Source organism: Microbacterium sp. cx-59, assembly GCF_020805625.1.
Lineage (GTDB): Bacteria > Actinomycetota > Actinomycetes > Actinomycetales > Microbacteriaceae > Microbacterium.
Map to the genome: position 1 here is coordinate 181,573 of NZ_JAJHGO010000004.1, position 24,567 is coordinate 206,139.

Annotated in this window: 27 protein-coding genes; 16 read left to right on the forward strand and 11 right to left on the reverse strand. The window is 70.5% G+C overall.

Going from position 1 to position 24,567, the window contains the following annotated elements; genetic code table 11:
* The first annotated feature begins 9 nt into the window (after window positions 1-9).
* Genes LMI96_RS04275 through LMI96_RS04285 form a run of 3 tightly spaced genes read left to right on the forward strand, consistent with a single transcriptional unit; the run spans window position 10 to window position 5,821 of the window.
* Window positions 10-2,067 carry a hypothetical protein gene (locus LMI96_RS04275; RefSeq protein WP_228360583.1) on the forward strand — a complete coding sequence of 686 codons (2,058 nt, stop codon included), beginning with the start codon at window positions 10-12 and terminating at the stop codon, window positions 2,065-2,067.
* Window positions 2,061-3,290 (forward strand): MFS transporter, encoded by a 1,230-nt coding sequence (locus LMI96_RS04280; protein ID WP_228360584.1) that lies wholly within the window; start codon window positions 2,061-2,063, stop codon window positions 3,288-3,290. Before LMI96_RS04275 ends, LMI96_RS04280 begins: the two co-directional genes overlap by 7 nt.
* A complete protein-coding gene (locus tag LMI96_RS04285; RefSeq protein ID WP_228360585.1) occupies window positions 3,287-5,821 on the forward strand; it encodes a glycoside hydrolase family 3 protein in 2,535 nt (844 codons plus the stop codon). The genes LMI96_RS04280 and LMI96_RS04285 overlap by 4 nt, the downstream gene beginning before the upstream one ends.
* Here the strand turns inward: LMI96_RS04285 and LMI96_RS04290 are convergent.
* Together LMI96_RS04290 and LMI96_RS04295 are read right to left on the reverse strand one after the other, a co-directional pair.
* Window positions 5,787-6,248 (reverse strand): hypothetical protein, encoded by a 462-nt coding sequence (locus LMI96_RS04290; protein WP_223721368.1) that lies wholly within the window; start codon window positions 6,246-6,248, stop codon window positions 5,787-5,789. The genes LMI96_RS04285 and LMI96_RS04290 overlap by 35 nt on opposite strands.
* 106 nt (window positions 6,249-6,354) lie before the next feature.
* Window positions 6,355-9,381, reverse strand: a complete 3,027-nt coding sequence (locus LMI96_RS04295) for a DEAD/DEAH box helicase family protein (RefSeq protein ID WP_228360586.1) — start codon at window positions 9,379-9,381, stop codon at window positions 6,355-6,357.
* 212 nt (window positions 9,382-9,593) lie between these two features.
* On the opposite strand from LMI96_RS04295, the gene LMI96_RS04300 reads away from it, so the two are divergent.
* The 5 genes from LMI96_RS04300 to LMI96_RS04320 all read left to right on the forward strand — a co-directional run bounded on the left by LMI96_RS04300 (window position 9,594) and on the right by LMI96_RS04320 (window position 13,278).
* Entirely contained in the window at window positions 9,594-11,006 is a 1,413-nt protein-coding gene (locus tag LMI96_RS04300; RefSeq protein WP_228360587.1) for an HNH endonuclease signature motif containing protein, read from the forward strand.
* Window positions 11,007-11,130: 124 nt separating this feature from the next.
* The gene (locus LMI96_RS04305) at window positions 11,131-11,424 is read left to right on the forward strand and encodes a hypothetical protein (RefSeq protein ID WP_228360588.1); all 294 of its coding nucleotides are present in this window, start codon (window positions 11,131-11,133) and stop codon (window positions 11,422-11,424) included.
* Window positions 11,421-11,711 carry a hypothetical protein gene (locus LMI96_RS04310; RefSeq protein ID WP_228360589.1) on the forward strand — a complete coding sequence of 97 codons (291 nt, stop codon included), beginning with the start codon at window positions 11,421-11,423 and terminating at the stop codon, window positions 11,709-11,711. Before LMI96_RS04305 ends, LMI96_RS04310 begins: the two co-directional genes overlap by 4 nt.
* Window positions 11,711-12,058, forward strand: a complete 348-nt coding sequence (locus LMI96_RS04315; RefSeq protein WP_228360590.1) for a hypothetical protein — start codon at window positions 11,711-11,713, stop codon at window positions 12,056-12,058. Before LMI96_RS04310 ends, LMI96_RS04315 begins: the two co-directional genes overlap by 1 nt.
* The gene (locus LMI96_RS04320; protein ID WP_228360591.1) at window positions 12,055-13,278 is read left to right on the forward strand and encodes a C2 family cysteine protease; all 1,224 of its coding nucleotides are present in this window, start codon (window positions 12,055-12,057) and stop codon (window positions 13,276-13,278) included. Before LMI96_RS04315 ends, LMI96_RS04320 begins: the two co-directional genes overlap by 4 nt.
* 20 nt (window positions 13,279-13,298) lie before the next feature.
* Here LMI96_RS04320 and LMI96_RS04325 read toward each other — a convergent pair whose 3' ends face one another.
* Window positions 13,299-13,796, reverse strand: a complete 498-nt coding sequence (locus tag LMI96_RS04325) for a small multidrug efflux protein (protein ID WP_228360592.1) — start codon at window positions 13,794-13,796, stop codon at window positions 13,299-13,301.
* Between the two features lie 149 nt (window positions 13,797-13,945).
* On the opposite strand from LMI96_RS04325, the gene LMI96_RS04330 reads away from it, so the two are divergent.
* A complete protein-coding gene (locus LMI96_RS04330; protein WP_228360593.1) occupies window positions 13,946-15,178 on the forward strand; it encodes a sensor histidine kinase in 1,233 nt (410 codons plus the stop codon).
* On the forward strand, window positions 15,175-15,777 hold the full coding sequence (locus tag LMI96_RS04335; RefSeq protein WP_228360594.1) for a DNA-binding response regulator: 603 nt from the start codon (window positions 15,175-15,177) through the stop codon (window positions 15,775-15,777). Before LMI96_RS04330 ends, LMI96_RS04335 begins: the two co-directional genes overlap by 4 nt.
* Before the next feature lie 5 nt (window positions 15,778-15,782).
* Here LMI96_RS04335 and LMI96_RS16285 read toward each other — a convergent pair whose 3' ends face one another.
* Both LMI96_RS16285 and LMI96_RS04345 read right to left on the reverse strand, forming a co-directional pair.
* On the reverse strand, window positions 15,783-16,322 hold the full coding sequence (locus LMI96_RS16285; RefSeq protein WP_228360595.1) for a TetR-like C-terminal domain-containing protein: 540 nt from the start codon (window positions 16,320-16,322) through the stop codon (window positions 15,783-15,785).
* Between the two features lie 22 nt (window positions 16,323-16,344).
* Window positions 16,345-17,166 carry an alpha/beta fold hydrolase gene (locus tag LMI96_RS04345; protein ID WP_228360596.1) on the reverse strand — a complete coding sequence of 274 codons (822 nt, stop codon included), beginning with the start codon at window positions 17,164-17,166 and terminating at the stop codon, window positions 16,345-16,347.
* A 96-nt stretch (window positions 17,167-17,262) separates the two neighbouring features.
* Here LMI96_RS04345 and LMI96_RS04350 point away from each other — a divergent pair, with 96 nt between their 5' ends.
* The 3 genes from LMI96_RS04350 to LMI96_RS04360 are packed head-to-tail and all read left to right on the forward strand — an operon-like array spanning window position 17,263 to window position 18,305.
* Entirely contained in the window at window positions 17,263-17,607 is a 345-nt protein-coding gene (locus LMI96_RS04350) for an HNH endonuclease (protein ID WP_228360597.1), read from the forward strand.
* Window positions 17,604-17,942, forward strand: a complete 339-nt coding sequence (locus tag LMI96_RS04355; RefSeq protein ID WP_228360598.1) for a DUF2834 domain-containing protein — start codon at window positions 17,604-17,606, stop codon at window positions 17,940-17,942. Before LMI96_RS04350 ends, LMI96_RS04355 begins: the two co-directional genes overlap by 4 nt.
* Before the next feature lie 51 nt (window positions 17,943-17,993).
* A complete protein-coding gene (locus LMI96_RS04360; RefSeq protein ID WP_228360599.1) occupies window positions 17,994-18,305 on the forward strand; it encodes a hypothetical protein in 312 nt (103 codons plus the stop codon).
* Between the two features lie 19 nt (window positions 18,306-18,324).
* Here LMI96_RS04360 and LMI96_RS04365 read toward each other — a convergent pair whose 3' ends face one another.
* Together LMI96_RS04365 and LMI96_RS04370 are read right to left on the reverse strand one after the other, a co-directional pair.
* Window positions 18,325-18,867: an RNA polymerase sigma factor gene (locus tag LMI96_RS04365; RefSeq protein WP_228360600.1), complete on the reverse strand. Its 543-nt coding sequence runs from the start codon at window positions 18,865-18,867 to the stop codon at window positions 18,325-18,327.
* On the reverse strand, window positions 18,864-19,394 hold the full coding sequence (locus LMI96_RS04370; protein WP_223721384.1) for a hypothetical protein: 531 nt from the start codon (window positions 19,392-19,394) through the stop codon (window positions 18,864-18,866). Before LMI96_RS04370 ends, LMI96_RS04365 begins: the two co-directional genes overlap by 4 nt.
* Window positions 19,395-19,604: 210 nt before the next feature.
* On the opposite strand from LMI96_RS04370, the gene LMI96_RS04375 reads away from it, so the two are divergent.
* The 3 genes from LMI96_RS04375 to LMI96_RS04385 are packed head-to-tail and all read left to right on the forward strand — an operon-like array spanning window position 19,605 to window position 21,819.
* Window positions 19,605-20,399 carry a glycosyltransferase family A protein gene (locus LMI96_RS04375; protein WP_228360601.1) on the forward strand — a complete coding sequence of 265 codons (795 nt, stop codon included), beginning with the start codon at window positions 19,605-19,607 and terminating at the stop codon, window positions 20,397-20,399.
* Window positions 20,396-21,232, forward strand: coding sequence for an endonuclease/exonuclease/phosphatase family protein (locus LMI96_RS04380; protein WP_228360602.1), 837 nt, complete (start codon window positions 20,396-20,398; stop codon window positions 21,230-21,232). Before LMI96_RS04375 ends, LMI96_RS04380 begins: the two co-directional genes overlap by 4 nt.
* Window positions 21,229-21,819: a hypothetical protein gene (locus LMI96_RS04385; protein ID WP_228360603.1), complete on the forward strand. Its 591-nt coding sequence runs from the start codon at window positions 21,229-21,231 to the stop codon at window positions 21,817-21,819. The genes LMI96_RS04380 and LMI96_RS04385 overlap by 4 nt, the downstream gene beginning before the upstream one ends.
* 23 nt (window positions 21,820-21,842) lie before the next feature.
* Here LMI96_RS04385 and LMI96_RS04390 read toward each other — a convergent pair whose 3' ends face one another.
* From LMI96_RS04390 to LMI96_RS04405, 4 genes are all read right to left on the reverse strand, one after another.
* Complete coding sequence (locus LMI96_RS04390; protein ID WP_228360604.1) at window positions 21,843-22,325, reverse strand: pyridoxamine 5'-phosphate oxidase family protein; 483 nt, start codon at window positions 22,323-22,325, stop codon at window positions 21,843-21,845.
* Between the two features lie 101 nt (window positions 22,326-22,426).
* Window positions 22,427-22,735 (reverse strand): protealysin inhibitor emfourin, encoded by a 309-nt coding sequence (locus tag LMI96_RS04395; RefSeq protein ID WP_228360605.1) that lies wholly within the window; start codon window positions 22,733-22,735, stop codon window positions 22,427-22,429.
* Window positions 22,710-23,807 (reverse strand): M4 family metallopeptidase, encoded by a 1,098-nt coding sequence (locus LMI96_RS04400; protein ID WP_228360606.1) that lies wholly within the window; start codon window positions 23,805-23,807, stop codon window positions 22,710-22,712. The genes LMI96_RS04395 and LMI96_RS04400 overlap by 26 nt, the downstream gene beginning before the upstream one ends.
* Before the next feature lie 52 nt (window positions 23,808-23,859).
* Window positions 23,860-24,567: a CoA pyrophosphatase gene (locus tag LMI96_RS04405; protein WP_228360607.1), complete on the reverse strand. Its 708-nt coding sequence runs from the start codon at window positions 24,565-24,567 to the stop codon at window positions 23,860-23,862.

The window sequence follows — 24,567 nt, forward strand, 5'->3', positions numbered from 1 at the left end:
GGAGTCGCCATGACGATCCGAGTACGCCGCACCTTGCCCATCGCCCTCACCGCCACCCTCGCTCTTCTCTTCACCCTGATTCCCGCCCAGGCCAGCATCGCCACCACAGAAACGCCCGCGAACGACCTGGACGGACGCTGCGTCGCCCTCCGGGTGACCACGACCGGAACGACCGCCGGTTCATCGAACTACCTCACCCGCGAAAGCGTCGGCTACGGCACCCGCGGCACCTCCGCGACCGCCGAGCCCTTCGCCATCGAGGCGACCGACCTCGGCCGTTACCGCCTCTACGACTCCACCGGCGCGATCCTCTACCTGAGCGTCGCGAACTGGGTATGGGCCGGCACCGAGTACGGCGATCGCGCAGACTGGACGATCTCGGTCGGCGCCAACGGGTACCGCATCCGTTCGACCCTGACCGGTGCGCTGATCGGGAGTCGGTCGGGGCAGTTGACGACATCGGATGCCTCGTTCGCTCTCGTTCCCGCATCCGGCTGCGCCCAGCCTGCCGCCGCGACAACCGGTGTGCTCAGCGGCCCGACCGAATCCGCGGTCAACGCCGATGGCACGATCAATGGCCTGATCGACGCGCACGCGCACCCCGCTGCGAGCGCGGCGTTCGGGGGCGAGCTGATCTGCGGCGCCCCGTTCGCGGAGGGCGGGATCGAGGACGCCCTCGCCGGGTGCCCCTCGCACGCCGCGGGAGCGGGGGCGCTGTTCGAAGCCATCATCGGCGGAACGGATCCCTTGGGCGGCGATGACGGCTGGCCGACGTTCACCGACTGGCCCACTCCCACGAGCCTGCTTCACGAGCAGGCGTACTACGGCGGAATCGAACGAGCCTGGCAGGGCGGGCTGCGCGTATTCAACGCGCTGCTGGTCGGAAACCGGGTGATCTGCGAGCTGTACCCCACCCGCGTCACCAGCTGCGACGAGATGGAGCAGATTCGCGCGCAGGCCGACCTGTTGCACGAGATGCAGGACTACATCGACGCCCAGTCCGGCGGCGTCGGTGAGGGGTGGTTCCGGATCGCCACGACTCCCGCGCAGGTGCGCGAGATCGCGGCCGAGGGAAAGCTCGCCGTCACGATCGGCGTCGAGATCTCCGAACCGTTCGGATGCCGCGAGATAGACGGGGTCGCGCAGTGCGACGAGGCCGATGTCGACGCGGGGCTCGATGAGCTCGAGACCATGGGGGTCAGCGGGCTCTACCCGGTGCACAAGTTCGACAACGCGTTCGGCGGCACGCGGTTCGATGCCGGCGTGACCGGAGTCGCGCTCAACGTCGGCAATTACCTCAGCACCGGCCACTTCTGGATGGCGCAGAGCTGCACGGGGCCGGCCGACAACACGCAGCCGATCACGAACGACGGGATCGCCGCGCTTCTGGCTGCCGCATCCGGGTCGGCTGCCGGGGCCGTGCTGCCCGTGTACCCGACGGGCCCGATCTGCAACGTACGAGGACTCACCGAGCTCGGGGAGTACCTCATCGAGCAGATGATGGACCGCGGCATGATCATCCACGTCGATCACATGGGCGTCGCCACGGCGCAGGCGGTGCTCGACATCGCCGAGGACGCGGGCTACCGCGGTCTGGCGGCGGTGCACACCTGGTCGGACCGCTCGCTGACGGCACGGGTCGCGCAGGATGGCGGCTTCGTGGCGGGCTACGCGTACGCCGCATCCGATGCCGGCAACGGCGAGCCCGACTTCCTCTCCGAGTGGAATGCCAACACGACCGCCGCGGGAAGCGGCGTGCTCACGTCGTACGGGTACAGCTCCGACGTGAACGGATTGGCCGCGCAACCCGGTGCACGGCTCGATGCGGCGTCCGATCCGCTCGGGTATCCGTTCACGGCTCCCAACGGTGCCGTCTTCGATCGCCAGGTGTTCGGGCAGCGCACGTGGGATCTGAACGCCGATGGAGTCGCGCAGTACGGCCTCTACGCCGACTGGGTCGCCGACATCATCCGCACGGCGGGGGCCGACGGCGCCGAGCTGAAGGAGCAGTTGATGAACGGCGCTGAGGAGTACGTGCAGATGTGGGAGGCGTCGCTCGCATGGTGACGGGAACGCACGAGGACGTCACCGCGGGCCCGCGGCGAGGGTGGATCGCCGCCCTCGTCACGGCGACCGTCGGGGTTGCGGTCGGCTGGTTCGGGCCCATCCAGATTCTTCTGCCGGCGCAGTCCGCGCTGATCGCCGTCGACGGCGGCAAAGAGGGGCTGCTGGCTCTCGTCACCGGCGCAGGTGCGGCCGCCTCGATGATCGCGAATCCGCTGTGGGGCGTGCTCTCCGATCGACTCCGCGCCCGCACGGGCAGTCGCGCGCCCGTGCTCCTGATCGGGCTCGGCGTCGGAGTCGCCGGTCTCCTGGTGCTGGCGGCCGCCGCATCCCCGCCCGTGATGGTGCTCGGCTGGGTGCTGACACAGGTGGGTCTCAACGGACCATTCGCGGTACTGGCCGCGCTGATCGCTGACCGGGTGCCCGAACAGCGGCGCGGGCTCGTCGGGTCGCTCTTCGGCATCGCGCAGCTCACCGGAACCATCGTCGGCACGGCGCTCGCCGTCGCACTCGGCGAGGGCGCGCTCGGCTACATCGCGATCGCCGTCGCGGTGCCGTTGCTGGTGGTGCCGATCCTGATCACGCGCCCCGGTGTGCCCGACGCCGCAGCGGAACCTCTCGCCACGGGCGCTGCGGCGGCGCCGCCGCGGCGCGGCTTGCGCGTCGACCGGACGTTCGTCGCCGCCTTCGGCCTGCGGTTCCTCTTGAACCTCGTCAGCGCGCTCGGATTGCTGTATCTGTACTACTTCCTCTCGGATCGAGCCCAGATCGACGACCCCGGCACCTGGATCCTCGTGCTCACCGCGTGCTATGTGGTGGTCGCCGGCATCGCGGCGGGCGTGGGCGGCGCGCTCTCCGACCGGCTCCGCCGTCGACGCGGAGTGGCCGCCGGCGCGGCGATCGTCCTCGCCGTCGGCGCCGTGCTGATGGCCTTCGCCGTCGACGTACCGCTCATCGTGACCGCGGTGCTGGTACTGGGCGTCGGTTACGGACTCTTCCTCGCCGTCGACGTCGCGATCGTGACCGATGCCCTGCCCGACCCGCGCACGCGCGCGACACTGCTCGGTGTCGCGAACATCGCGAGCACCCTGCCGCAGGTTCTCGCGCCGGTCATCGCCGCACCCGTCGTCACGAGCCTGGGCGGCTACCCGGCGCTGTACGCGGCCACCGCGGTCGTCGCAATGCTGGCCTTGTTCGTGCTGCCGTTTCTGGGCAGGATCCGATGACGGCCTCCATGTCCGCGACGGCGACGGATGCGGGCCGCCCCGCCTACGCCCGAAAGGCCCCCATGCCGCCGACTGCCGCCGACCTCCGGTTGATCGAGAAGGCCGCCCTGGTGAGCGGCGCGAACGTGTGGCAGACCCGGCCGATTCCGCGGCTCGGGGTTCCGCAGATCTGGCTGTCGGACGGCCCGCACGGCATCCGTAAGCAGCCGGGAGACGCAGATCATCTCGGTCTCGGCGGGAGCGAGCCCGCCGTCTGCTTTCCGCCGGCCGCGACGATCGCGAACAGCTGGGACGAGGATCTGGCGGCGGAGATCGGCGTCGCTCTGGGGCAGGAAGCGACCGCGCGAGGGGTGCACGTGCTGCTCGGCCCGGGCCTCAACATCAAGCGGAACCCGCGCGGCGGGCGCAACTTCGAGTACCTCTCCGAAGACCCCGAACTCGCCGGTCGACTCGCCGCGGCCTACGTTCGCGGCATCCAGTCGCAGGGTGTCGCGGCGACTCCCAAGCATTTCGCGGCGAACAACCAAGAGCTTCGGCGCCTCGTGTCGGACTCGGTGATCGACGAGCGGACCCTTCGCGAGCTGTACCTGACCGCGTTCGAGATCGTCGTGCGGGAGGCCGCGCCGTGGGCGCTGATGTCGTCCTACAACCTCGTGAACGGAACGTACGCGCATCAGAATCGGCATCTGCTCACCGAGATCTTGCGCGAGGAGTGGGGCTTCGACGGCGCGGTGATCTCGGACTGGGGCGGTGCAGACGGCCCGGCCGCCTCGATCGCCGCCGGCGGCACATTGGAGATGCCCTCCCCCGGCTTCGAATCCGCGCGCGAGATCGTGCGCGCCATTCAGACCGGGCGGCTGGACGAGGCGCATCTCGACGCCCGGGCGAATGAACTGCTCACGCTCGTCCGGCGGGTTACCGCCGAGGCGCGACCGACGCCGGCCGACCCCACCGAGGCGCACCACCGTCTCGCCCGTCGCGCCGCCGCCGAGAGTGCGGTGCTCCTGCGGAACGAGTCCACGATCCTGCCGCTGGCGCCGGGAGCCCGGGTGGCGCTGATCGGCGCATTCGCCGAGCACCCGCGCTATCAGGGTGCCGGGTCGTCGATCGTGAACCCCACTCGACTGACCACCCTGCTGGGCTCCATCGCGGATGCGGGTCTCGAACTCGTCGCGTACGCCCCCGGTTTCGCGCTCGACGGGCGGCCCGATGCGGCGCTAACGGCCGCGGCGGCGCGCGCGGCTGCGACCGCGGATGTGGCCGTCGTCGCACTCGGCTTACCGGATGCGGACGAATCCGAGGGCATCGACCGCCCCCATCTGCATCTCCCCGCAGCCCAGGTGGACGTGCTTCGGGCCGTCGCGGCGACGGGTACTCCGGTGGTCGTCGTGTTGTCCGGCGGCGGCCCGATCGAAACCCCCTGGCTGCATCTGACGACGGCGCTCGTGCACGGCTACCTCGGCGGCCAGGCGGGCGCCGAGGCGATCTGGGACGTCCTCACCGGAGCCGTCGAACCCGGGGGCCGGCTCGCGGAGACGATGCCGATGAGCGCCGACGACGATCCGACGTCGAGCGGCTATCCCGCCCAGGGCCGCACGGCGGAGTATCGCGAGGGCCTCTTCGCGCGGTACCGCTTTCACACGAGCGCGGGCGTGGCACCGGCATTCCCGTTCGGTTTCGGGCTCGGTTACACGCGGTTCGCCTACGCCGATCTCACCGTCGACGCGGACGGGGCGACGTTCACCGTCACCAACGTGGGCGCGGCCGCAGGCGTCGACGTTCCCCAGCTGTACGTACGCCGCACCGGTTCGAGCGCGGTGTACCGCCCGGATCGAGAGCTCAAGGGGTGGTCGAAGATCCGCGTCGCACAGGGGGAACGCCGCACGGTCACGGTGCCGTTCGGTGCGCGAACCTTCCGCTTCTTCGACGTCCGCTCGGGACGCTGGGAGATCGAGCAGGGCGAGTACGAGGTTCTCGTGGGTCCGAACAGCGCCGACCTGCCGCTGTCGGCCACGATCCACGTCGCGGGCACCGTGCCCGCGGGCACCCCCGACCCCGCTCTGGCGGTCTACGCACGAGGCGACGTGCGTGACGTGCCCGACGCCGCGTTCCGCGCACTGCTGGGTCGCGATCTCCCGGATGACGGATGGGCGGTGCCGCCGTTCCGGGTCAACACGCCCATCGATCGTCTCGGACAGTCGCCGAGCCGGCTGGTGCGATTCGCATTCGGCTTCCTCGAGCGGCGCAAACGGCGGGCGGATGCGGCGGCGCATCCGGATCTCGAGACACAGTTCATCTACTACGCGCCGTTCCGCACCCTCCACAAGATGACGTCGGCCACGCGCCCGGTGACGGATGCGGTACTCGAGGTCGCGAACGGCCGCGTGTTCCGCGGTCTGCGTCATCTCGTGGGGGCACTCGCGTCGGGTCGCCGAATCGAGCGCATCACCCGCGACGCCTTCGAACGATCGGCCGGAATCGAGCGGATTCGCCGCACTAGGCCGCCGCGGCGCCGTCGTCGACCGGAGTGATCTGCCGCACCCCTCGGTCGTGCAGCACGAACTGCACGCGCAGGTCCACACCGACGTCCGCCGCGGACTCGGCCATCGCTCGGGACCACGCGATATCGGTCGGCGTGAGCAGATCCGACCCCCGGCGCTCCCAGACGAGAACCACCGAGGCGAAGCCGATGAGCTCCCGCAGGCTGGCGACGCGGTGCGCCAGGATCGTCGGGAACGTTACGGTGCCGAGATCGTCGGTGCGGGCGGTGAGTGCCGGGTCGTCGGGGTAGTCGTCGCAGGGCACGATCGGGTCGAGCAGCACGTCGTCCTCACCGAGGAACAGCATCCAGAGCTGGCGCCGATTCGCCCCGTGAAGCAGGTCCGCGATCATCTCCTCGAGGTCGACGTCGGAGGCGAAGGCGTGGTCGCGCTCGAAGCGCACAGTGGGTTCGGTCATGCGCTCCACTTTCGTCGCCGCTGCCGGGGCCGCACCCGCCCGCACGCGCATCTGTGCACGTCTCGCCGGCTGCGGATGACTGGGGAGGACAGGACGCGACGCGACGTCAGCGCCACTCCTCCCGCACGACGACGGCGGACACCACGTCGTCGCGCACGGCATCGCGCAGACCACTCGGTGCGCCACCGCCCGCTCTCCGCGCGCGGGCCAGCACGGCGAGCCGGGCGGGGTCGTCCATCGCGTGAAGCAGGACCGGGCCGACCTCCCTGTTCCAGGCGCGGGCGAACGCCTCGGCATCCGCTCGGCGCCGGCCGATCGCCGTCGGTACCGGCAGGAAGTGGGCGGGACCATGGCCTCGAAGCACCGTCCGCACGAGCCATGACCTGCCTCCGCGGCCGGTCTCGAGCAAGAATCGCGGCGTGCGCACCGGGCCGAAGAGTTCACCGAGCGCATCGGCGAACGTCCGCTGGTCGGGCAGCGCAGCATCCGTCACCCACACGCTGATGGCGTCGAAGCCCGTCTCCGCGCGCACCGTGGCGGGACCGTCAGCCACCCGCCCCGCCGCGCGAAGGGCGTTCCACACGACGGCGCCGATGCGGCGATACGACTCCGCCCCGCCGGTCCGCAGTACCCGGGCGTCGCGCCACGACGTCCACACCGGAACGCCGAGCCACACCGCCGCCGCGAGGACGAGCGCATCGACGCCGATCGCCGCCGACGGTTCGATGACGGTCCAGGCCAGGCCGCTGACCCCGACCGCCGTGGCCACCAGTGCGCCGAGCGCGCCGCCCAGCGCGCGCGACGACGCGACACTCGTTCGGAACACGGGTGTCGACCGCCGTCGGGCGACGAGGGTGCTGACGCCTTCCGCATCCGCGTACGGCTGGCCGATCTGCCACTCGTTCCGCGTCGCCGACCGCGCCGGAATGACGAGGAGGTCGTTGAGGTGCGCGGCCGAGAGCCCGGAGCGGAGGCCCTCGCGCCGGGTGGACGACAACGCCCCCGTGATCCCCCGCACGACGCGCGACGGGTCGTCGACCTCTAACCCCCAGAGGCGAGCGTGCTTGCGGTGCAGGCGCGCGAGGTCGGGCGCCGCGGAGAGCGCGAAGCCGGGCGGAAGCATGGCCGTGACCGTCCAGTTGTGCGCGACCTTCTGCGACCACGCCGGGTCAAGACGCAGCGTGCGCCCGCGCAGTTGCTGCGTCGCCGATGCGGTCGCGACGGCCGTGAGATCGATCAGCGTGTTCACCGCGGGGCAGTCCCACCCTTCGCCGAAGAGCCCCCGAGTGCCCACCACCACGTGCAGGTCACCGCGGGTCAGCAGCGCGGATGCGGCCCGCACGAGCGACGCCGATGCGACACCGGGGGCGTGCACCTCCGATACCTGTGGCGAATCGACGAGCGGTGCGGCGGCGACCGGCACACCGAGCAGGTCTGTGAGCGCCCGCATGAGCACGTCGGCGTCCCGGGTAGCCACTCGTGTGCGGCTACCCGTGACGAGCAGGGAACGCAGTCCCGCCGTCGATGCATCCGCCGAGATCACGGCGAAGGTGCGGAGCGCACCCGCCGTGCCGACGAGCCCGCCCTGAGTGTTGCCGTGCTCGGCGTAGTCCGTGACGATCAGCGCCCGCAGGCGATCGTCGCCGAGCGCCGAGCGCTCGATGCGCAGAATGTCGCACGCGGCGTAGTCCTTCGCCAGCGACGAGGCGAGCATCGTGTCGACGGGGTCGCGAGTGCGACGCACGCCGCGGTCGGTGAGGGCGAAACCGAAGTCGGCGAGGGTGCGACGGATGCGTTCCCACCGCGGTGCGGCCGTTGGGTCGGGCAGCAGCCGATCGAGCGCGAAGCGCGCGAGCAGCCGCAGCGACTCGTCGGTCGTGGGCGGCCGGCGCGCGACGTCGGGCAGATGGGCGACGAGCGGATGCAGCGGCGCAACCGCCGAGAGCATGGCCGCGGCAGCCTCCGCCCCCGCGAAGTCGGCGGCGAATGCCGCAGCCAGTCGCGCATCCGTCTCCTCGCCGCGGGGCGGCGGCGCCGGCGGTTCGAGGTCGCCGCGCGCGCCCGGCGACGCTGGCGCGGGCTGCGGCGCGGGCTGCGGCTGTGGCGCGGGCTGCGGCTGTGGCGCGGGCTGCGGCTGTGGCGCGGGCTGCGGCTGCAGCGCCTCGAGGAGGAACCCGACCCCCGTGTCACCCGCGAACGTGTGGCGAAGCAGCACCGTCAGCCCCTCGGCGTGCGCGTTGAGGAACAGCAGCTCCTCGGCCGTCGGCTCGGTGAAGCGCACCAGATCGCGGAACGGCGCGAGGTTGCCCTCGCGGACGATCGCGGGCACGGGCACCTCGTGATCCACCTCTCCCAGAAGGGAGGTGTAGTTGTCGTACTCGTCGGCGTCGTCGGGTGAGGGCAGGGTCGCGGTGAGTCCGATCAGCAGCGGTTCGCGTCCGGCCGTGCGGACACGCGCCGCGAGGGTCGCCACGACGAGCGCCCAGTGGTCGAGCAGGTGGTGGCACTCGTCGAGCACGATGGTCTCGACCCCGTGCGCGACGAGACGGTCGATGAGCGCGAGGGCATTCGGATGCAGCGCTGTCGCCAGTACGCCCGCATCCTCCCGGATGAGCTGTCGACGCAGTGTGCGCGATCGACGCATGATCCCGGAGCGGTACGCCGCGGCATGAGCGGAGGCGAGCTCGTCGAGCCACGTGTTCGCGTTTTCGGCAGAGCGACCGTCGGATTCGAGCTCGTCGATCCAGCGCGCTCGGGCGAGTGCGGCGAACGGGTTGGCCGTGTCGAGCACGCTCAGCGACTGATACGTCAGCGCCGTAAGGTCGCCGAGGCGCTGGGGGTCTTCCGACACCGCTTTCGGATGCGGCGCGAGAGCGACCGCCTGCCGCGCCCACTGCTCCCGGATGGTCACGGTCGGCGCGAGCACGACCGCCCGGCGTCCGCGACGGGCCGCGAGCAGCAGGCCGAGCAGTGTCTTGCCCGACCCGGGCGGCGCCACGATGTGCAGCGACCTGCCTCCGTCGAGACCGACCGCCGTGTCGACACCCACCTCGGCGAGCACGTCGGCCTGGTACTGCCGGAGCCGACCCCCGAACTGCCACGAAGACAGCGGTGTGTGCGTCGAGGAAGGCATTCCGTCAGCCTACGATCTGCTCTCACTCGCACTCCGTGTGGCGGTGTTTTCCACGCTCGTGCCCTCGCGCTCGCCCGCGTCGGGGCGATGTCGGAGGTCGGTGCGAGACTTATCTCAGGTCGGAAGCAGCCGCTTTCGGTCCGTTTCATCGCCGAGTGCCCCGGCGAGCTGCGACAACGTCACCGCGTTGCCGCCGTCTCAGGAGGGGTGCCATGGGCCGCGACGGGGTCATCGGTTTCAGCGACGCCGACCAGGCGACGCTGAGCGAGATCGCGCACGCCGTGCAGCAGGCGGATGCGGTGATCGCGGTGGGCAAGGCCCAGCTGACCCGGGCGCTCGCTCGGGCCGAGGAGTTGGCTCGAGCGCAGAGCGCGAGTTCTCCGCGCCGGGTGCGCGACCACGACATGGCACAGCGCGCGATCGCTCTCGAACTCGGCGCCCGCTCACGGGTCTCCGACCGCACCATGCAGCGCCGGATGAACGCCGCCGCCGAGCTCTCCGAGAACTACCCGCAGACGCTCGCCGCCCTCGCCGACGGCCGCATCCACGAAGGGCACGTGCGCCTGATCGTCGAGACCGGAAGCGTCTTGCCGCCCGAGATGCGTGCCGCGTTCGACCAGGAGGCCGTGCGGCGGTGCGAGGCAGACACTCCCGGACGCGTCCGCGCCGGCCTCGAGATCTTCGCCCAGCGGCTGCATCCGCGCACCCTCACCGAACGTCACGCCGACGCACGAGAAGAGCGCCGCGTGTTCCTCACGCCGCTGGGCGACGGAATGAGCCAGCTCGGACTCATCGTGCCGACGATCATCGGCGAGGGCATCTACGACCGCACCACACGGATGGCTCGTGCGCTCATCGATCTGAGAGCACAGGCCGCCGACCGTCTGCGCGACTCCCGCGCCGCGGGGCTCCCCGATGACCCCGAAGACGCCGCCCACGCCGTCGACACCCGCACGATCGACCAGGTGCGGGCCGACCTCCTCGCCGACATGGCCCTCACCGCGCAGCCCAACGCCGATCCCACCCGCACCGACGATGGTCCAGGCACGCTGGGGGCGATCCGCGCGCACGTGCAGGTCGTCGTGCCCGTGCTCACCCTCCTCGGCACCGACGACTCCCCCGCCGACCTCGCCGGACGCGCACCCATCGACGCCGACACCGCCCGACGCCTCGCCGGCGGCTCCACCACCGGCTGGGACCGCATCCTCACCCACCCCGTCACCGGCCAGGTCCTCGCCGTCGACCGACGAGACATCCCCCCGATCCTGCGCCGACAGATCACCGGCCGCGACCAGCGATGCCGAGCACCCGGATGCGCCGCACCCGCCATCCGCCGCGAAATCGACCACGTCCGTGATTGGGCCGACGGCGGACCCACCCGCACCGACAACCTGCAATGCCTCTGCCAACGACACCACTCCATGAAACAATTCACCGCCTGGCGCGTGCAGATGCTCGACGACGGGGTCGTCGAATGGACATCGCCGCTCGGCGCGAGGTATCCCGACCCGTCGCCACCCACCGCGGTGCACTTCACACCCGACGACGAGCGGTCGCCCTACCGAGACGTCATGACGACGGCGCGACGAGACGACGAACCACCACCGTGGGAGAACTCCGTCTAAGTGGCATGCAGGAGTCGCACATCTCGGAACTGACCGGCATCAACAGCGCTGGCGACGCCGCATCCGCCTGTGGATGGCCGGGTTCGCGGCGCCGCACCGTGCGACACTGGCCGGAGGGGGAACTATGAGCATCGCCATGTCGTTCGACCAGCTGGACACCGCGACCGACCGGCTGCGCGCCGCCGCCGCCCTCACCGAGGGTTCTGTCGAACTGCCCACGGACGCCGGCGTCTACGCATCCGACGTCCTCGCGGCCGCCGCCGCGTCGTACGAACTCGCGATCGACCGGCTGCGCGCGCACGCCGCCGCACAGACCACTCGTCTGGCCGACGGGCTCGCCGGAGCGCGCTCCGACATGGCGTCCTTCGAACAGGGCGTCATCGATCAGCTCGCCACGGCCGAGGTGCCGAGCGCATGAGTGTGACGCAGACAGTTCTCCGTCAGGGCACGCAGTACCGCGGCGATGGGTTCCGCATCGGCTACATTTCGACCGATCTACGCCCGGCCGGTGACGGCGGTGGGATCACCGCCCGATTCGGCATCTCCCACCCCGACGGACGCTCGTCGCACACCCTCACCGAGGGCGAAGAGGCGCCGCTGCCGGGCGGGGGCACGCTTCGGCTGGTCGCCATCGCGCTCGAAGCGAACGGCTCGGATGCGTCCGCATCCGTCGAGATCCGCGTCCCCGACGCCAGCGACCGGTGATGGCCGGGCGCCGCACACCCTGGCGTCTGGTCGGGATCATCGCCGTCCTCGGCGCGGTCGCCGCCATCGTTTACGCCGGCCTCATCGGCGGCCAGACGGCCGTTCCTGCGGGTGCGCAAGCGAACGTCTGCGGGGTGCAGGTCGGCATCCTCGAGGCGAGCGACACCGCCGCCCTCGTGTGGGGAGACGACGGGCGTGCCACCCTCGCCGCCGGAGAACGCGTACGCATCGCACCCTGGTGCGTCATCGAGGTCCGATCGGTCGACGGCGAGTCCGATGACACCGAATCCGATGGCGCCGAAGACGGTGCCGGACCGACCGTCAACGTGGGATGGAGACTGTGGTGAGCACCCTCGGAAACCCCGACGCGATCGAGGCCGCGGCCGCCCGGCTCGACACTCTGGCCGAATCGACGCGCGCCGCGGCGCGCCGCATCCGAACGGCGACCGCGGACGAATGGGAGGGCGAGGCCGCTCGGGCCTACGCCGAGGCTCAGCAGACCGTGGAACAGGATGCGGACGAACTCGCCGAGACCTACCGCACCGGCGCCGCCACGCTGCAGCGCTACGCCGGTGAGCTGCGCAGGCACCGGGCCGCGTACGAATCGGCGGCCGCGTCGTTCGAGACGGCGCGACAGGCCGTGCGCGACAATCCCCTCGACGTCGGCGCGCTGCTCGATGCAGGCCGGGCGCGACTCGCGGCTCTCGGCGCCGCCGGCGAGATCCAAGCGGCCGCGGCCCGTGCAGCCGACGAACTCCGGGCGGCGATCGACGACGACGCCGACGGGAACGCCTGGTGGGATCCGTTCGGCTGGTGGACCCACGACGACACCGTGCCCGATCAGCCCGTCAACGAGTCGATCACCGACGAGAACGCCTTCGACGCCGACGACGTCGACCAAGGTTCGATCGGCGACTGCTTCATGCTGTCCAGCATCGTCGCACTCCTCGGCTCCGACGAAGGCGACGACTTCATCCGCGAGAACGTGCGCTGGGATGCGGAGAAGAACGGCTACTGGGTGACGCTCTACGAAAACGGCGAGCCCACAGAGGTCTTCGTCGACAAGGTCTTCGGCAACGGTGCGCGACAGTCCGACGGTGATTGGCTGCCCGGCGACAAGGCCTCGATCGCCGCGCTCTACGAGGCGGCGATCGAGAAGGAGTACGGATACGGCTTCCTCGACGGCGGGGAGCCGGAAGACGCGATGACGATCATCACCGGCCGCGACGTCGAGGTCGTGGAGAACGAGTCCCATGCGGGGCTGACGGAGAGCCAGATCGATCCGTTGCGCGAGAACCTCGCGAACGGCGGCCAGGTCGTCCTGTCGTCGCCGCGCGAGGGCGATCACACGATCACCGTCGAGGGTCCGGACGGCTCCACCCGCGAGATCGACATCGTCAACAAGCACTCGTACGCGGTGACCCGGATAGACGCGGATGGCAGCGTCTGGATGCGCAATCCCTGGGGTCCCGGCAACAGCGCCGACGGCGGCGGCGAGTTCAAGGTGTCGGCCGAAGACATCGCCGACCTCTTCTGGCGGGCGACCTACACCGACGTCACGGACTGACGCCGAACGCGGGTCCGATCTCAGACCGCGACCGCGATCACGCCGGTCACGATCAGAGTGAGGGCCGTGGTCCACAACGCGATCGCCACGCCCTGCCAGACGAGCACGCGACCCTTCGGCACACCGACACCGGTGAGCGCGGCAGCGGTGAAGTGCGTCGGCAGGAGCAGGGGGCCGAGCAGGCTCACGCCCACCACGCCGTAGCGGTTGAAGGCGCGCTGGAACTTCTCCATACGCGCAGACCGCGGCTTCGCCGGCGTCTTCCGTCGGCGCGCGATGGCCGCACGGATCTGCGCGCCGAGCAGCACGACGAGCGCGACCGCGACGAAATTGCCGAGCGCGCCCGCGATCGCGGCGGCCACCGGGTTCACGCCGCCGACGATGCCGATCGTCGCGGCCCCCTCGCCCTCGATGAAGGGCACGGCACCGGCGACGGCGACGATGAGGGGCTGGGCCCACTCCGGCAGCTGGGCGACGAGGTTCTGGAAGTTGAGGATGAGTTCGGCGAGTGGATTCATAGTGGTTCCATCTCATCGGCGGCGCCCGGTTCTCGGCAGTGTCGCGGTGTCACGACGAGCCGTGAGGATGCAGCATCCGACCCGTGACGAATGTCACGACCCGCCCCGCGCGCACGACCCGGCCACGCTCGCTGTCCTACCGTGGTGTCATGACCTCACCGATCCCGGCGCGCAGCGACGCCCCGCGTATCGGGGAGCGCGCCCTGGCGCGCAGCGTGACCGCGACCTGGTGGTACACGGTCGGGGGCATTGTGTTCTTCGGTGTCGTGGCGACGCTGCAGTGGCTCGTCTGGATCCTGGTGCGCCACGATGAGGGCGCGGGGCTCAGTTGGCGGCTCGCGCTCGCGGGTATCTCCCTGATCGTCGTGCACGCCGGTGTCGTCTTCCTCCTCCGCGGGTACCGCCCGGTCGTGCTGGCCGGGGGCGACGAGGAGCGTGGCCGGCTCCCCCGCCCGGACGCCATCGCCCTCGTGGGCGTGGTGATGGGAGGAGTGCTCCTCGGTCTCGCGGCGGGGTCGTGGATGGCGGGGGCCAGCATCTTCGCCTACGCCCTCAGCGTGCGTCCGTGGCTGCCGGGCATCCGGTGGCGTGTGATTCTCGCGGTGACCGTCGCCCTCGTCGCGGTCTGGGTCGCCGAGGCATCCTGGTCGGATCTTTCTCACGTCGAGCCCAACGGATTCTTCGTGCCGGCGTTGTTCGCCACGATGCTGCCGGTGATCGCCGCATCGTCGCTGTGGTGGTGGGACATCGTTCTGGAACTCGATCGGGCGCGGCAGGCCGAGAGCCTCCTCGCGGCAACGAGAGAGCGTCTCCGGCTGGCGAATGACGTGCACGATCTGCAGGGCCACCACCTGCAGGTCATCGCCCTGCAGCTCGAACTCGCCCAGCGGCTCATCGATCGCGACCCCGAAGCGGCCGCGGCCGAGATCACTCGCGCGCAGGCGGCGGTGGATGCGGCCCGGCAGGGCACGCGAGATCTCGCCGCCGCGTTCCGCGGAGTGCCCCTGCCGGACGAACTCGCGAACGCCGTCGACCTGCTGCGGTCCGCGGGCGTCGATGTGCACCCCGAGGTCGATGCGGCCGCCGTCGACGCGCCCGCCGATGTGCTCGGACCGATCGTTCGCGAGAGCGTCACGAACGTGCTCAAGCACGGGAGTGGACGCTGGGCCCGCCTGTCGCTGGAGCGCGACGCCGCGCAGTGGGTGTACCGGATCGCGAACGACGAGACCGGGGAGGACGAGACCGGTGACGGGTCGGGACTGGCCGGGATGACCGAACGCGCGAACGCCGTCGGCGGCGACATCCGCGTCGGACGGTCCGCCGACACCTTCGAGCTGACGGTGTCGCTCCCGGCGGCTCCGACCGAACGGGATTCGACATGATCCGCGTGCTCATCGCCGATGACGAAGACATGATCCGGACGGCTCTCGCCTCGCTGCTACGACTCGAGGATGATCTGGAGATCGTCGCCGAATGCCGCACCGGAACCGACGCAGTCGCCGAGGCGCTGCGGCTGTCCCCCGACATCTGCCTGCTCGATCTCGAGATGCCGGGCCTCGACGGCGTCGAGGTCGCGGAGCGCTTGCGCGGCAAAAGCACGGCACGTTGCATCGTCGTGACGCGGCACGCGCGGCCCGGCGTCCTCCGCCGGGCGCTCCAGGCGGGTGTCGAGGGTTTCGTGCCGAAGTCCCGCCGCGCCGAAGAGGTGGCCGACATCATCCGGCGGGTCGCGGCGGGGCGCCGTTACGTCGACCCGGAGATCGCGGCAGACGCGCTCGCCGACGAGCGGAGCCCGCTCACCGACCGCGAACTGGACGTGCTGCGGGCGGGCAAACGCGGCGAGACGATCGCGCAGATCGCGGCCACGCTGCATCTGTCTCCCGGCACCGTCCGAAACCACGTGTCGTCCGCACTCGGCAAGCTCGCCGTGTCCTCACGCCAGCAGGCGACGGTTCTCGCCCAGGAGCGCGGCTGGATCTGACGCCGTTACTCCCGTGCCCACGTCGAGAGCGCGGTGACAACGCTCTGCACGAGACGCTCGAAGCTGCGTTCCCGATCGACCGCCAGCGCGAACGCGCCACTCGTCTCGAGGGAGACGAAGCCGTGCAGTGCCGCGCGGAAGAACCGGGTCGCGTGCACCGCATCCTCGTCGCGCAGCTCGTACCCGGCCAAGACCGCGTAGATGACGTCGATCACGGCGGCGGAGGCGGCCGTGTCCTCGGCGTCGTCCGCCGCGGGAGCGCGCACGGTCAGCGCGTACTGTCCGGGGTGGGCGAGCGCCCACGTCCGATACGCCATAGACATCCCGGTGATCGCCTTGTCGCGCGAACGGCCGATCGCGGCCTGACCCATCGCCGCCCCGAGCTCGGCCTTCGCGCGCAGCGTGACCCCGCGGAGCACGCCTGGCATTCCGTCGATGTGCTTGTACAGCGACGGCGTCTTGACCCCGAGGCTCGCCGCCACGGCGGCGAGATTCAGGCCCTCCGCGCCCGGCGCGTCGAGGAGTTCCGCGGCACGGTCGATCACGACTGCCCGGTCCAGTCCCGCCCTAGGCACGGTGCGCCGCACGGCTGAGGAAGTCGACGATGGCGGATGCGGTGACCGCCGGCTGCTGCGAGTGCGGGTAGTAGCCCGCATCCGGGACCATCACGACCTCGCCCCCGAGCGCCGTGCCGATCCAGTCGGCCTCGCCCCGCTGGTCGGCGAAGTCCGGGTCCTGCTCTCCCATCACGATGAGCGTCGGCGCCGTGACGGAACCGAGCAGCGCTTCGGCCGGGGCATGGTCGGTGCGGGTGGTGAGGCTGAAGGCGCGCGCGTACCCGGGCCGTTTCATGGCCGCGATGGCCGCGTCCCGGTACTCCACGAAATCGGCGGGCTTAGCACCTGCGTAGAGGGTCGGCATGTAGGCCTTCCACGCCGCCGCAGCCCACGGCCGGGCCATCATGATCCGGAACATCAGGGTGAGCGCGGCATTGGCTTGGGGATTGCGGACGAACGGCCCGACCAGCACGAGCCCCGACACGAGATCCGGGTGCTCGGCGGCGACGATGACGGCGGCTCCCGCGGCCATGGAGTTGCCGACGACGACGGCCGGGCGGCCCAGCTCGCCGATCAGCGCCGCGATGTCGCCGGCCGTGTCGACGTCGCCGTAGCTCGTGAACGCCGCATCGCTGTCGCCGTGCCCGCGAAGATCGGTCGTCGCGACCGAGTAGCCCGCCGCGACGAGCGAGGGGACCAGGAAGCGATACGTCGACCTGATCTCGCCCATCCCGGGAACGAGCACCACCAGCGGGCCATTGCCCCGCAGGTCGTAAGCGATGCGCCCCTGGTTCGGGCGGGCGAGGAACGTGGTCTGCGGCTGATTCGTCATGTGGCTAACATACTTAGCCACAGCGCTACTGTCAATAGCTCTGGAGTCGCGGGGTGTCTCGCGAGCGGCGGCCGCATCCGCGGATACTCTCGGCCCATGGCACTCCCCCAGACGCGAAAGGCGCGAGCCGCGCGCCGGCGTACGCGGCGGGTCGCCGCATCCGGAAGCGACCTCACCGCCGCGGAGTGGTTCCGCATTCTCGACGCGTGGGCCGCGTGCGCCTACTGCGGCGCTGATGGCGCGGCGCTCCAGAAAGACTGCGTGCTGCCGATCTCGCGCGGCGGGCGTTACACGATCGAGAACGTCGTGCCGGCCTGCGGGTCGTGCAACGCGAGCAAGAGCAACGAAGAGGTCACCTCGTGGATGCGGCGGCGCCGCTTGGACGAGCCGCGCTTCCTCGTGCGCTGGGCGGAGATCATGAGGGAGTTGCGCGCCTCGTGAGACATCACTGGACACCCCGCGCCATCGTCTACCTCGCGCTCGCGCTCGTCGGTCTCGTGGGCACCTTCTTCTTCAACACGTGGACGATCGTCGCCGGACGCAACTACCTGGGCGACATCTTCGGCGGCGGCCCCGCGGTGTCGTCGATCGGCATCGACCTTCTCGTCGTCGCCGTCGTCGGAGCCGTCTTCATCGTGGTGGAGTCCCGTCGTCTCGGGATGAAGCGCGCCTGGCTCTACATCGTGCTCTCCGGCGTGACGGCGATCGCCTTCACCTTCCCCCTGTTCCTCGCGATGCGGGAACGCCGGATGCAGCACGACCGACGCGAACCGTAGACCGCACGATCATCGCCCGCGACCTGCGCAGGCATGGAATGCTGGGCAATCATGCGCGACACCGCCAGCGGCCCGTTCGTCGTCACTCTCGTGGTCGACATGCCGATCACGAAGCTCGACGCACTCGACGTCGTCGCGTTCGCCGCCGACTCGCACGTCGAGAATGCGGGAACCGCATTTCCGCGGGTGGGACTCGCCCCGAACGTCTGGGCCGAGGTGCAGATCCCGAAGTTCGCCGACCCGCCACCCATCGCCATCGACGTCTGCTCCGACTCATCGCTCGATCTCGCCCGTGAACACGCCCGGCGCCTGGCCGCCGCCCTGGCGAGCATGGAGTGGCGCGTGCGAATGACGTCCGACTGACGGAGCGTCCGGCCGGTGGCTACCGAACCTCCTCGCCGACCGCCGGGGTCAGAAGACCCTGCAGCCGGGTGCGGGCGCGCGCGTGCCGGCTGCGCACGGTCGCCGGGTTCATCGCGAGGAGCTGCGCCACCTCCGCGAGCGTGAATCCATCCCAGTAGACGAGCCGGATGATCTCCTGATCCCCCTCGTTCAGCTGAGCGATCGCCGCGCGGACATCGCCCGCCTCTGCGCTCTCCGGCGGGCGCTCGCTGTCGCGCAGGTAGTGGCCGAGTCGCTCGCTCAGCGCATGGCGCCGTCCGCTGGATCGGCGATGCTGCGACAGCACCCGGCGCGCGACACCGAACATCCACATGCGCGCCTCCGCGGCGTCCTCGGGCACGGCGCGTTCGCGACGCCAGACGATCACCAGCGTGTCGCCGAGGAGGTCCGCCGCATCCTCGCGAGACGACGTGCGCCGCGCGAAATAGTCCAGAAGCGACCCCGACTCGCGCCGCACGATGTCGGCGATCCGGGCCGCGCGGGTCTCGTCCGCGTGCCCGCGGCGGCCATCCGAGAGGCTCAATGCAGCTCACCGCTGCAGGTCGAGTCCGAGCCCATACCGCCGTCGACGAAGAGGCCGTCCGGCGCATTCGCCATGAGCACATCGTTTTCGGCCTGAGCCCACGGCGAGACGGCGCGCGTCGTTTCGTAGACGAGTGCCTTCTCGTAGATCTCCTGCCCGACCCGGCTCCAGTCCTGGCCGCGGAAGTAGTCGACCGCCTGGGTGTTCGTCTCGACGTAGTCCATCTCGCCGTTGAACAGCTCGATCGCGCAGTCGACCTGGCGCCCGGTGTCGGTCGTGTAGGTGACGGGGATGACGAAGTCGGGCGACATCCGCGGATCCGTGCCACCGGTCGTCATCAGCGAGAGCGCCGGAACGGCGATCACCGGCAGCGCCACCCAGCTCAGCCGCCGCATCCGCCGCCCGCGAACGGCGATCGCGCGCGATGAGACCACAGCCCGGTCGAGCTCGGCGCGCACAGCGGGATCGGTGGCGAACGCCGCAGGGGCGCTCGCACGAAGCATTTCGTCGACATGTGAATCGTTCACAGTTCCTCCTCGGTCCGTCGGTACACCCTGTTCATGGCCGGGACCGCGGAAAACGTTGCACGATCGCCTCCATCCCATACCGAGTGCCGCCCGCCCTCCGGGATCGACACGACCGCGCACATCGGCATAGGCGCCTATGTGCGAACGGTCAAGCGGCCTGCACGGGCAACCGAGCGGCATAGCGTGAAAAAACGACACCGAGGAGACGACGTGACCCGCGCTACGCCGCCACCCCCCTTTCTCACCACGACCGTGGTGATCCCCGTCAAGGACGACGCCGACGAACTCCGTCGCTGCCTGCGCGCGCTGGCACTCCAGACGCGCGCGCCCGATGAAGTGATCGTCGTCGACAACGGCTCCTCCGACGCTTCCGCGACCGTCGCCCGCGAGGCCGGGGCCGTCGTCGTGCGCTGCAACGCACCCGGAATCCCAGCGGCCGCGTCGGCCGGGTACGACGCCGCGACGAGCGACCTGATCCTGCGTCTGGATGCGGATTGCCTGCCCGCCGACTCGTGGGTCGAAGCGATGGAACGCGGCTTCCGTCGCCGGCCCGACGTCGCGGCGTTCACCGGCGGCGCGCGCTTCGTCGACGGGCCGCGTCCCCTCCGCTCGAGCCTGGCGGTTGCTTACCTCGGCGCCTACGCCGTCGCCGGCGTGCTCGCGCTCGGCCACCTGCCGCTCTTCGGCTCCAATCTCGCCATGCGCCGAACGGCATGGAGTCGGGTCAGCGCGACCGTGCATCGTCACGACACCGAGGTGCACGACGACCTCGACCTCGCGTTCCACCTTGGGGAACGGTTCCGCATCCGCTCCCTCCCGGGCGCGGCCATGGGCATCTCGATGCGCCCGTTCTCGGACGGCGTCGCGTTCGCGCGCCGACTGAAGCGCGGGATCCGCACCGTCGTGGTGCACTGGCCCCGCGACTTCCCACCCGTACGGTGGGAGCGGATGCTGCTGCGCCGGATGCGGCACGCCACCCGCACGCGAGAGGCCTACGAACGATGAGCGACGCCCTGATCGGCCCCGTCCCGCCGCCGGATCTGCACGTCATGACGTACAACATCCGACGCAAGATGAACGGGCCGCTCGTCCGCGCGGTCGACGAGTGGCGCGATCGCGAGCCGCGGATGCAGCGTCTGCTGCGGGCCGAGCGTCCCACGCTCCTCGGCACGCAGGAGGTCATGCCGGTGCAGCTGGGCGCCCTCACCTCGGCACTCGGGCCGACCTACCGGGTCATCGGGCACGGGCGCGAACGCGACGGACAGGGCGAGGGATGCCCCATCCTCTACGACACGGATCGCCTGGAGCTCCTGGCGTGGCAGCAGCTCGCCCTCTCGGATGAGCCGGCCACCGCTGGTTCCCGCTCCTGGGGCAATCTGGTGCCGCGCATCGCTGTCAGCGCGGAGTTCCGCGATCGCGTCACGTCGGCGCGGTTCCTCGCGATCAACACCCACTTCGACCACATCTCGCGGGCATCCCGCGTGCGCGCGGCGGAGTTCGTGCGCCGGCGGGTCGCCGCGCAGTCGCTTCCCGCGATCGTCACCGGGGATCTCAACGCGGACGACACTTCCCCCGCGCTTCGCGAGTTGTTCGCCGGCGATCAGCTCGTTGATGCGTGGGAGACCGCATCCGTTCGCGTCTCTCCGCAGCTCAGCACGTACACGAACTACCGTCCCCCGCGCCGGTTCGGCACGCGAATCGACTGGATCGCCGTGACCCCTCAGGTCGAGGTGCGCACGATCGGCATCAATGCGCACCGGATCGATGGTCGCTGGCCCTCCGACCATCTGCCGGTGCAGACCGTCCTGCGCTTCCCGACCGATCGGCCACCCGCGTGAGAAGGAACTTCCTCCGCCGGCCGCGCGGTATCGGCGAGTGGGCGGCGGACGCCCTCCGCGTCGTGGGGCTGGTGAGCGTTCTGATCGCCGCGGTCGTGTTCGAGCCAACGGATGCCGGCATCCTGGCGTTCTCGCTCCCCGCGCTGCTCGTGCCCCGCTTCGTCGGGGTGCGCTCCGGGTTCGACGTCGTCTACGGAGTAGTCGTGCTCACCGCCGCGTGGAGCAACGTCCTCGACCTCTACACGCGCATCTCCTGGTGGGACCTCGTCGTGCACTTCGCCTGCACCGGTGTGCTCGCCGTGATCCTCTATCTCGCGTTGTCTCGCGCGCGGGTCGTGCCCGACCTGCGCGGCATCTCGGTGCCCCGACGCGCGCCGCTCGTCCTCACCGCCGCCATCGGTCTGGCCATCAGCGCGCTCTGGGAGATGGTGGAGTGGGCGGGCTGGCGGTTCATCAGCGACGAGATCTACGTCGCGTACCAGGACTCCATCGGCGATATGGCGATCGGGGGTCTCGGGGCACTCGTGGGCGGGGTCATGCTCGCCCGCATCCGCCTCGACCGGGAGGATGCTCTCCCCCGGCCGTGACGGATGCGGAACGGCGGTGCGTCTTACAGGTCGAACTTCTCGTTGTCGGCCTCGAACTTCTCGCCCGTGACCTTCTGCTTGACGAAGGCGGCGATCGTGGCGACGCGGCCTCCCGGGCTGTCCCAGTACTCGCCGCTCAGCGCGTTCACGCGAAGCAGCGTCACGTTCGGGTCTTCCGGGCCGTTCGGGAACCACGCGTCGACCGCCGAGTTCCACAGCTGCGTCAGCTTCGCTGCGTCGTCGACGACCTCGGCCGAGCCGGCGAGCGAAAGCCACGAACTGTTCGAACTGAACGAGACTCCCACCATCGGGTCGACCTGCACGTGCTGCACGGCGGGCGCGTTGCGTCCGACGATGAACCACAGGTCGCCGTCGAACTCGCTCTCCTGAACAGTCAGCGGGTGCGCCGTCAGCGTGCCGTCGGTCGCGCGGGTGGTGAGCATCGCGAACCGGAAGTCCTTGAGCAGGTCGTTGAGCTTGTGCAGCTCTTCGGGTGTAGCGGTCATCGGAGGCCTTTCTTCGAGAGAACAGGTACTCATCGATCGAACGGCAGACTCCTCGGAAAGGCGAGCGCTTGACAGCGGCGCCCGTCGCAGTCAATGCCGACTCAGGCCTTCGCTGCCGTCTGGACCGCATCGACCAGCACACGCCACGGCCCCGAGAGCTCCGCATCCGGAATCTCCCGCGCGCACTCGCGGCCGGCGACCCGTGCGCGGATGGACCACGTGTAGAGATCGGCGCCCCGCCGAGCCGGCGCCGGATCGTCCCACGGGCAGCGCTCGATCAGCGCGACCCACCGAGACGCGACGTCAGTGGGCGGTTCGATCTGCCACGTGCGACGGATGCCGGCGATGCCGCCGGACCGCACGACGGCGACGGCGATCGGGCGATCAGCCGCCTGCTCCGCCTCGCTCATCGACCGCCACTCCCACCGTCGTCCACGCGGTCCGCACCGCCGCGGAAACCTCCGAGTCCTCACCGTACTGCGCCGTCGCCGCGGCGATCGTCGCCTCGGCGAACTCGGCGAACGTCGCGGTCGGACCCAGCCCACCGGTCAGCGCCCGATACCAGACGAGCCCGGCGCGTTCCCAGGCCGGCCCGCCGAGAGCGATCGCAGCAAGGGCGAACGCGCGATTGGGAATGCCCGAGTTCAGGTGCACGCCGCCGTTGTCTTCCGCCGTCTCCACATAATCCCGCATGTGAGCGGGCTGCGGATCGCGGCCAAGCTGGTCGTCGTCGTACGCCGTTCCGGGCTCGATCATCGACCGCAGCGCACGGCCCTCGACGGCCGCGCCGAAGATCCCGCCGCCGATGAGCCAGGTGGCATCCTCCGCCGTGTCGCCCCGCTGATACTGCTCGGTCAACGCACCGAACACGTCGGCGATGGACTCGTTGAGGGCCCCCGACTGACCCTGGTATTCGAGCCCCGCCGTGTGCTGGATGACGCCGTGCCCGAGCTCGTGACCGATGATCGAGACCGAGCCGGTGAAGCCGAGGAAGACCTCCCCGTCACCGTCGCCGAACACCATCCGCTCGCCGTCCCAAAACGCGTTGTCGTAATCGACGCCGAAGTGCACGGTCGCCTCGAGTGCCGCGCCCGCACCGTCGATCGAGGTTCGCCCGAAAGCCGAGAGCAGCAGCTCGAACGTCGCTCCGAGTCCGTCGTACGCCTCGTTCACGGCCTCGTCATCGACCGGCGGCTCGTCTTCTGTCCGCACGCGTACGCCCGGCAACGTCTCCGTGTTCTGTGCGTCGCTGATCGTGCGGTCCGGGGCGGCACTCACCTCCGCGACGAGGTTGCCGGACGCGTCGATCGACAGCTCGATGCGCGCGCGACGCGGCGGTCGTCCGATCGTGAGCGTCTGGCGCGCCGCATCCGCTGCGCGCGGAAAACGCGTCGACTGCGCCAGACGGTCGAGGAGGTACGACGGCACGATGCCCTGGTGGACGGCCGCGACGGACTCGGTATCGGATGTAGATCTCGCCATGTCGCGACCCTAGCCTCCCCCTCCGACGTCGTCACCGGGATGGCGCCGCACGTCAGAGCACGAGCGGCAGTTCGCGCGCCTGGTCCCACGGCTCGGTCCACCCGAGTCGATCGAACAGCGCGGCGAGCAGCATCGCCGTGAACCCCCACACGAGGTGCTCACCGGTGGTGTGCGCCACCCGGAATCCCGGCCCGCGGAACTCTCGCCCGTCACGACGGAGGACGGTCACGCCGCGATTCGCGGGGTCGAGTAGATCGGCCACGGGTGCCCGGAAGACATCCGAGGACTCGGCGGTGTCGACGACCCCGACCGGCGTCGGATGGCGCCACCAGCCGAGCACCGGCGTCACCACGTGGCCGGAGAAGGCGAGCGGAACATCGGGGAGAACGCCGAGCACATCGACGCCTCGGGGATCGAGCCCGGTCTCCTCGCGCGCCTCGCGCAGCGCCGCATCCACGGGACCGAGATCCTCCGGATCGAGGCGACCGCCGGGAAAGGCGACCTGTCCGGGATGCGCGCGCAGGGTCGTTGCGCGAGAAAGAAGCAGCACGTCGAGATCGCGAGAGACCGCGGACGCCTGGGTCTCCGCGGTGCTCGGCCGACCATCGAGCACGCCGAACAGGATGAGGATCGCCGCCGGGCGCGGATCCGGCACGGTCGGCAGATCGATCAGCGCATGCGCCGCACCCGCGAACCCGTCGCCGCGGGCCAGGTCGACGAGCTGCTCCCGCGCGGTGCGGAGGGCGGCATCTGACGGCAT

Excerpts from the sequence above, each read along its gene's own strand:
- LMI96_RS04345 (WP_228360596.1), bottom strand. The coding sequence starts at position 17,166 with ATGACGAATCAGCCGCAGACCACGTTCCTCGCCCGCCCGAACCAGGGG.
- LMI96_RS04360 (WP_228360599.1), top strand. The coding sequence starts at position 17,994 with ATGCGCGACACCGCCAGCGGCCCGTTCGTCGTCACTCTCGTGGTCGAC.
- LMI96_RS04330 (WP_228360593.1), top strand. The coding sequence starts at position 13,946 with ATGACCTCACCGATCCCGGCGCGCAGCGACGCCCCGCGTATCGGGGAG.
- LMI96_RS04300 (WP_228360587.1), top strand. The coding sequence starts at position 9,594 with ATGGGCCGCGACGGGGTCATCGGTTTCAGCGACGCCGACCAGGCGACG.
- LMI96_RS04390 (WP_228360604.1), bottom strand. The coding sequence starts at position 22,325 with ATGACCGCTACACCCGAAGAGCTGCACAAGCTCAACGACCTGCTCAAG.
- LMI96_RS04315 (WP_228360590.1), top strand. The coding sequence starts at position 11,711 with ATGGCCGGGCGCCGCACACCCTGGCGTCTGGTCGGGATCATCGCCGTC.
- LMI96_RS04400 (WP_228360606.1), bottom strand. The coding sequence starts at position 23,807 with ATGGCGAGATCTACATCCGATACCGAGTCCGTCGCGGCCGTCCACCAG.
- LMI96_RS04325 (WP_228360592.1), bottom strand. The coding sequence starts at position 13,796 with ATGAATCCACTCGCCGAACTCATCCTCAACTTCCAGAACCTCGTCGCC.
- LMI96_RS04280 (WP_228360584.1), top strand. The coding sequence starts at position 2,061 with ATGGTGACGGGAACGCACGAGGACGTCACCGCGGGCCCGCGGCGAGGG.
- LMI96_RS04405 (WP_228360607.1), bottom strand. The coding sequence starts at position 24,567 with ATGCCGTCAGATGCCGCCCTCCGCACCGCGCGGGAGCAGCTCGTCGAC.
- LMI96_RS04335 (WP_228360594.1), top strand. The coding sequence starts at position 15,175 with ATGATCCGCGTGCTCATCGCCGATGACGAAGACATGATCCGGACGGCT.
- LMI96_RS04395 (WP_228360605.1), bottom strand. The coding sequence starts at position 22,735 with ATGAGCGAGGCGGAGCAGGCGGCTGATCGCCCGATCGCCGTCGCCGTC.
- LMI96_RS04295 (WP_228360586.1), bottom strand. The coding sequence starts at position 9,381 with ATGCCTTCCTCGACGCACACACCGCTGTCTTCGTGGCAGTTCGGGGGT.
- LMI96_RS04350 (WP_228360597.1), top strand. The coding sequence starts at position 17,263 with ATGGCACTCCCCCAGACGCGAAAGGCGCGAGCCGCGCGCCGGCGTACG.
- LMI96_RS04290 (WP_223721368.1), bottom strand. The coding sequence starts at position 6,248 with ATGACCGAACCCACTGTGCGCTTCGAGCGCGACCACGCCTTCGCCTCC.
- LMI96_RS04380 (WP_228360602.1), top strand. The coding sequence starts at position 20,396 with ATGAGCGACGCCCTGATCGGCCCCGTCCCGCCGCCGGATCTGCACGTC.
- LMI96_RS04285 (WP_228360585.1), top strand. The coding sequence starts at position 3,287 with ATGACGGCCTCCATGTCCGCGACGGCGACGGATGCGGGCCGCCCCGCC.
- LMI96_RS04275 (WP_228360583.1), top strand. The coding sequence starts at position 10 with ATGACGATCCGAGTACGCCGCACCTTGCCCATCGCCCTCACCGCCACC.
- LMI96_RS04310 (WP_228360589.1), top strand. The coding sequence starts at position 11,421 with ATGAGTGTGACGCAGACAGTTCTCCGTCAGGGCACGCAGTACCGCGGC.
- LMI96_RS04305 (WP_228360588.1), top strand. The coding sequence starts at position 11,131 with ATGAGCATCGCCATGTCGTTCGACCAGCTGGACACCGCGACCGACCGG.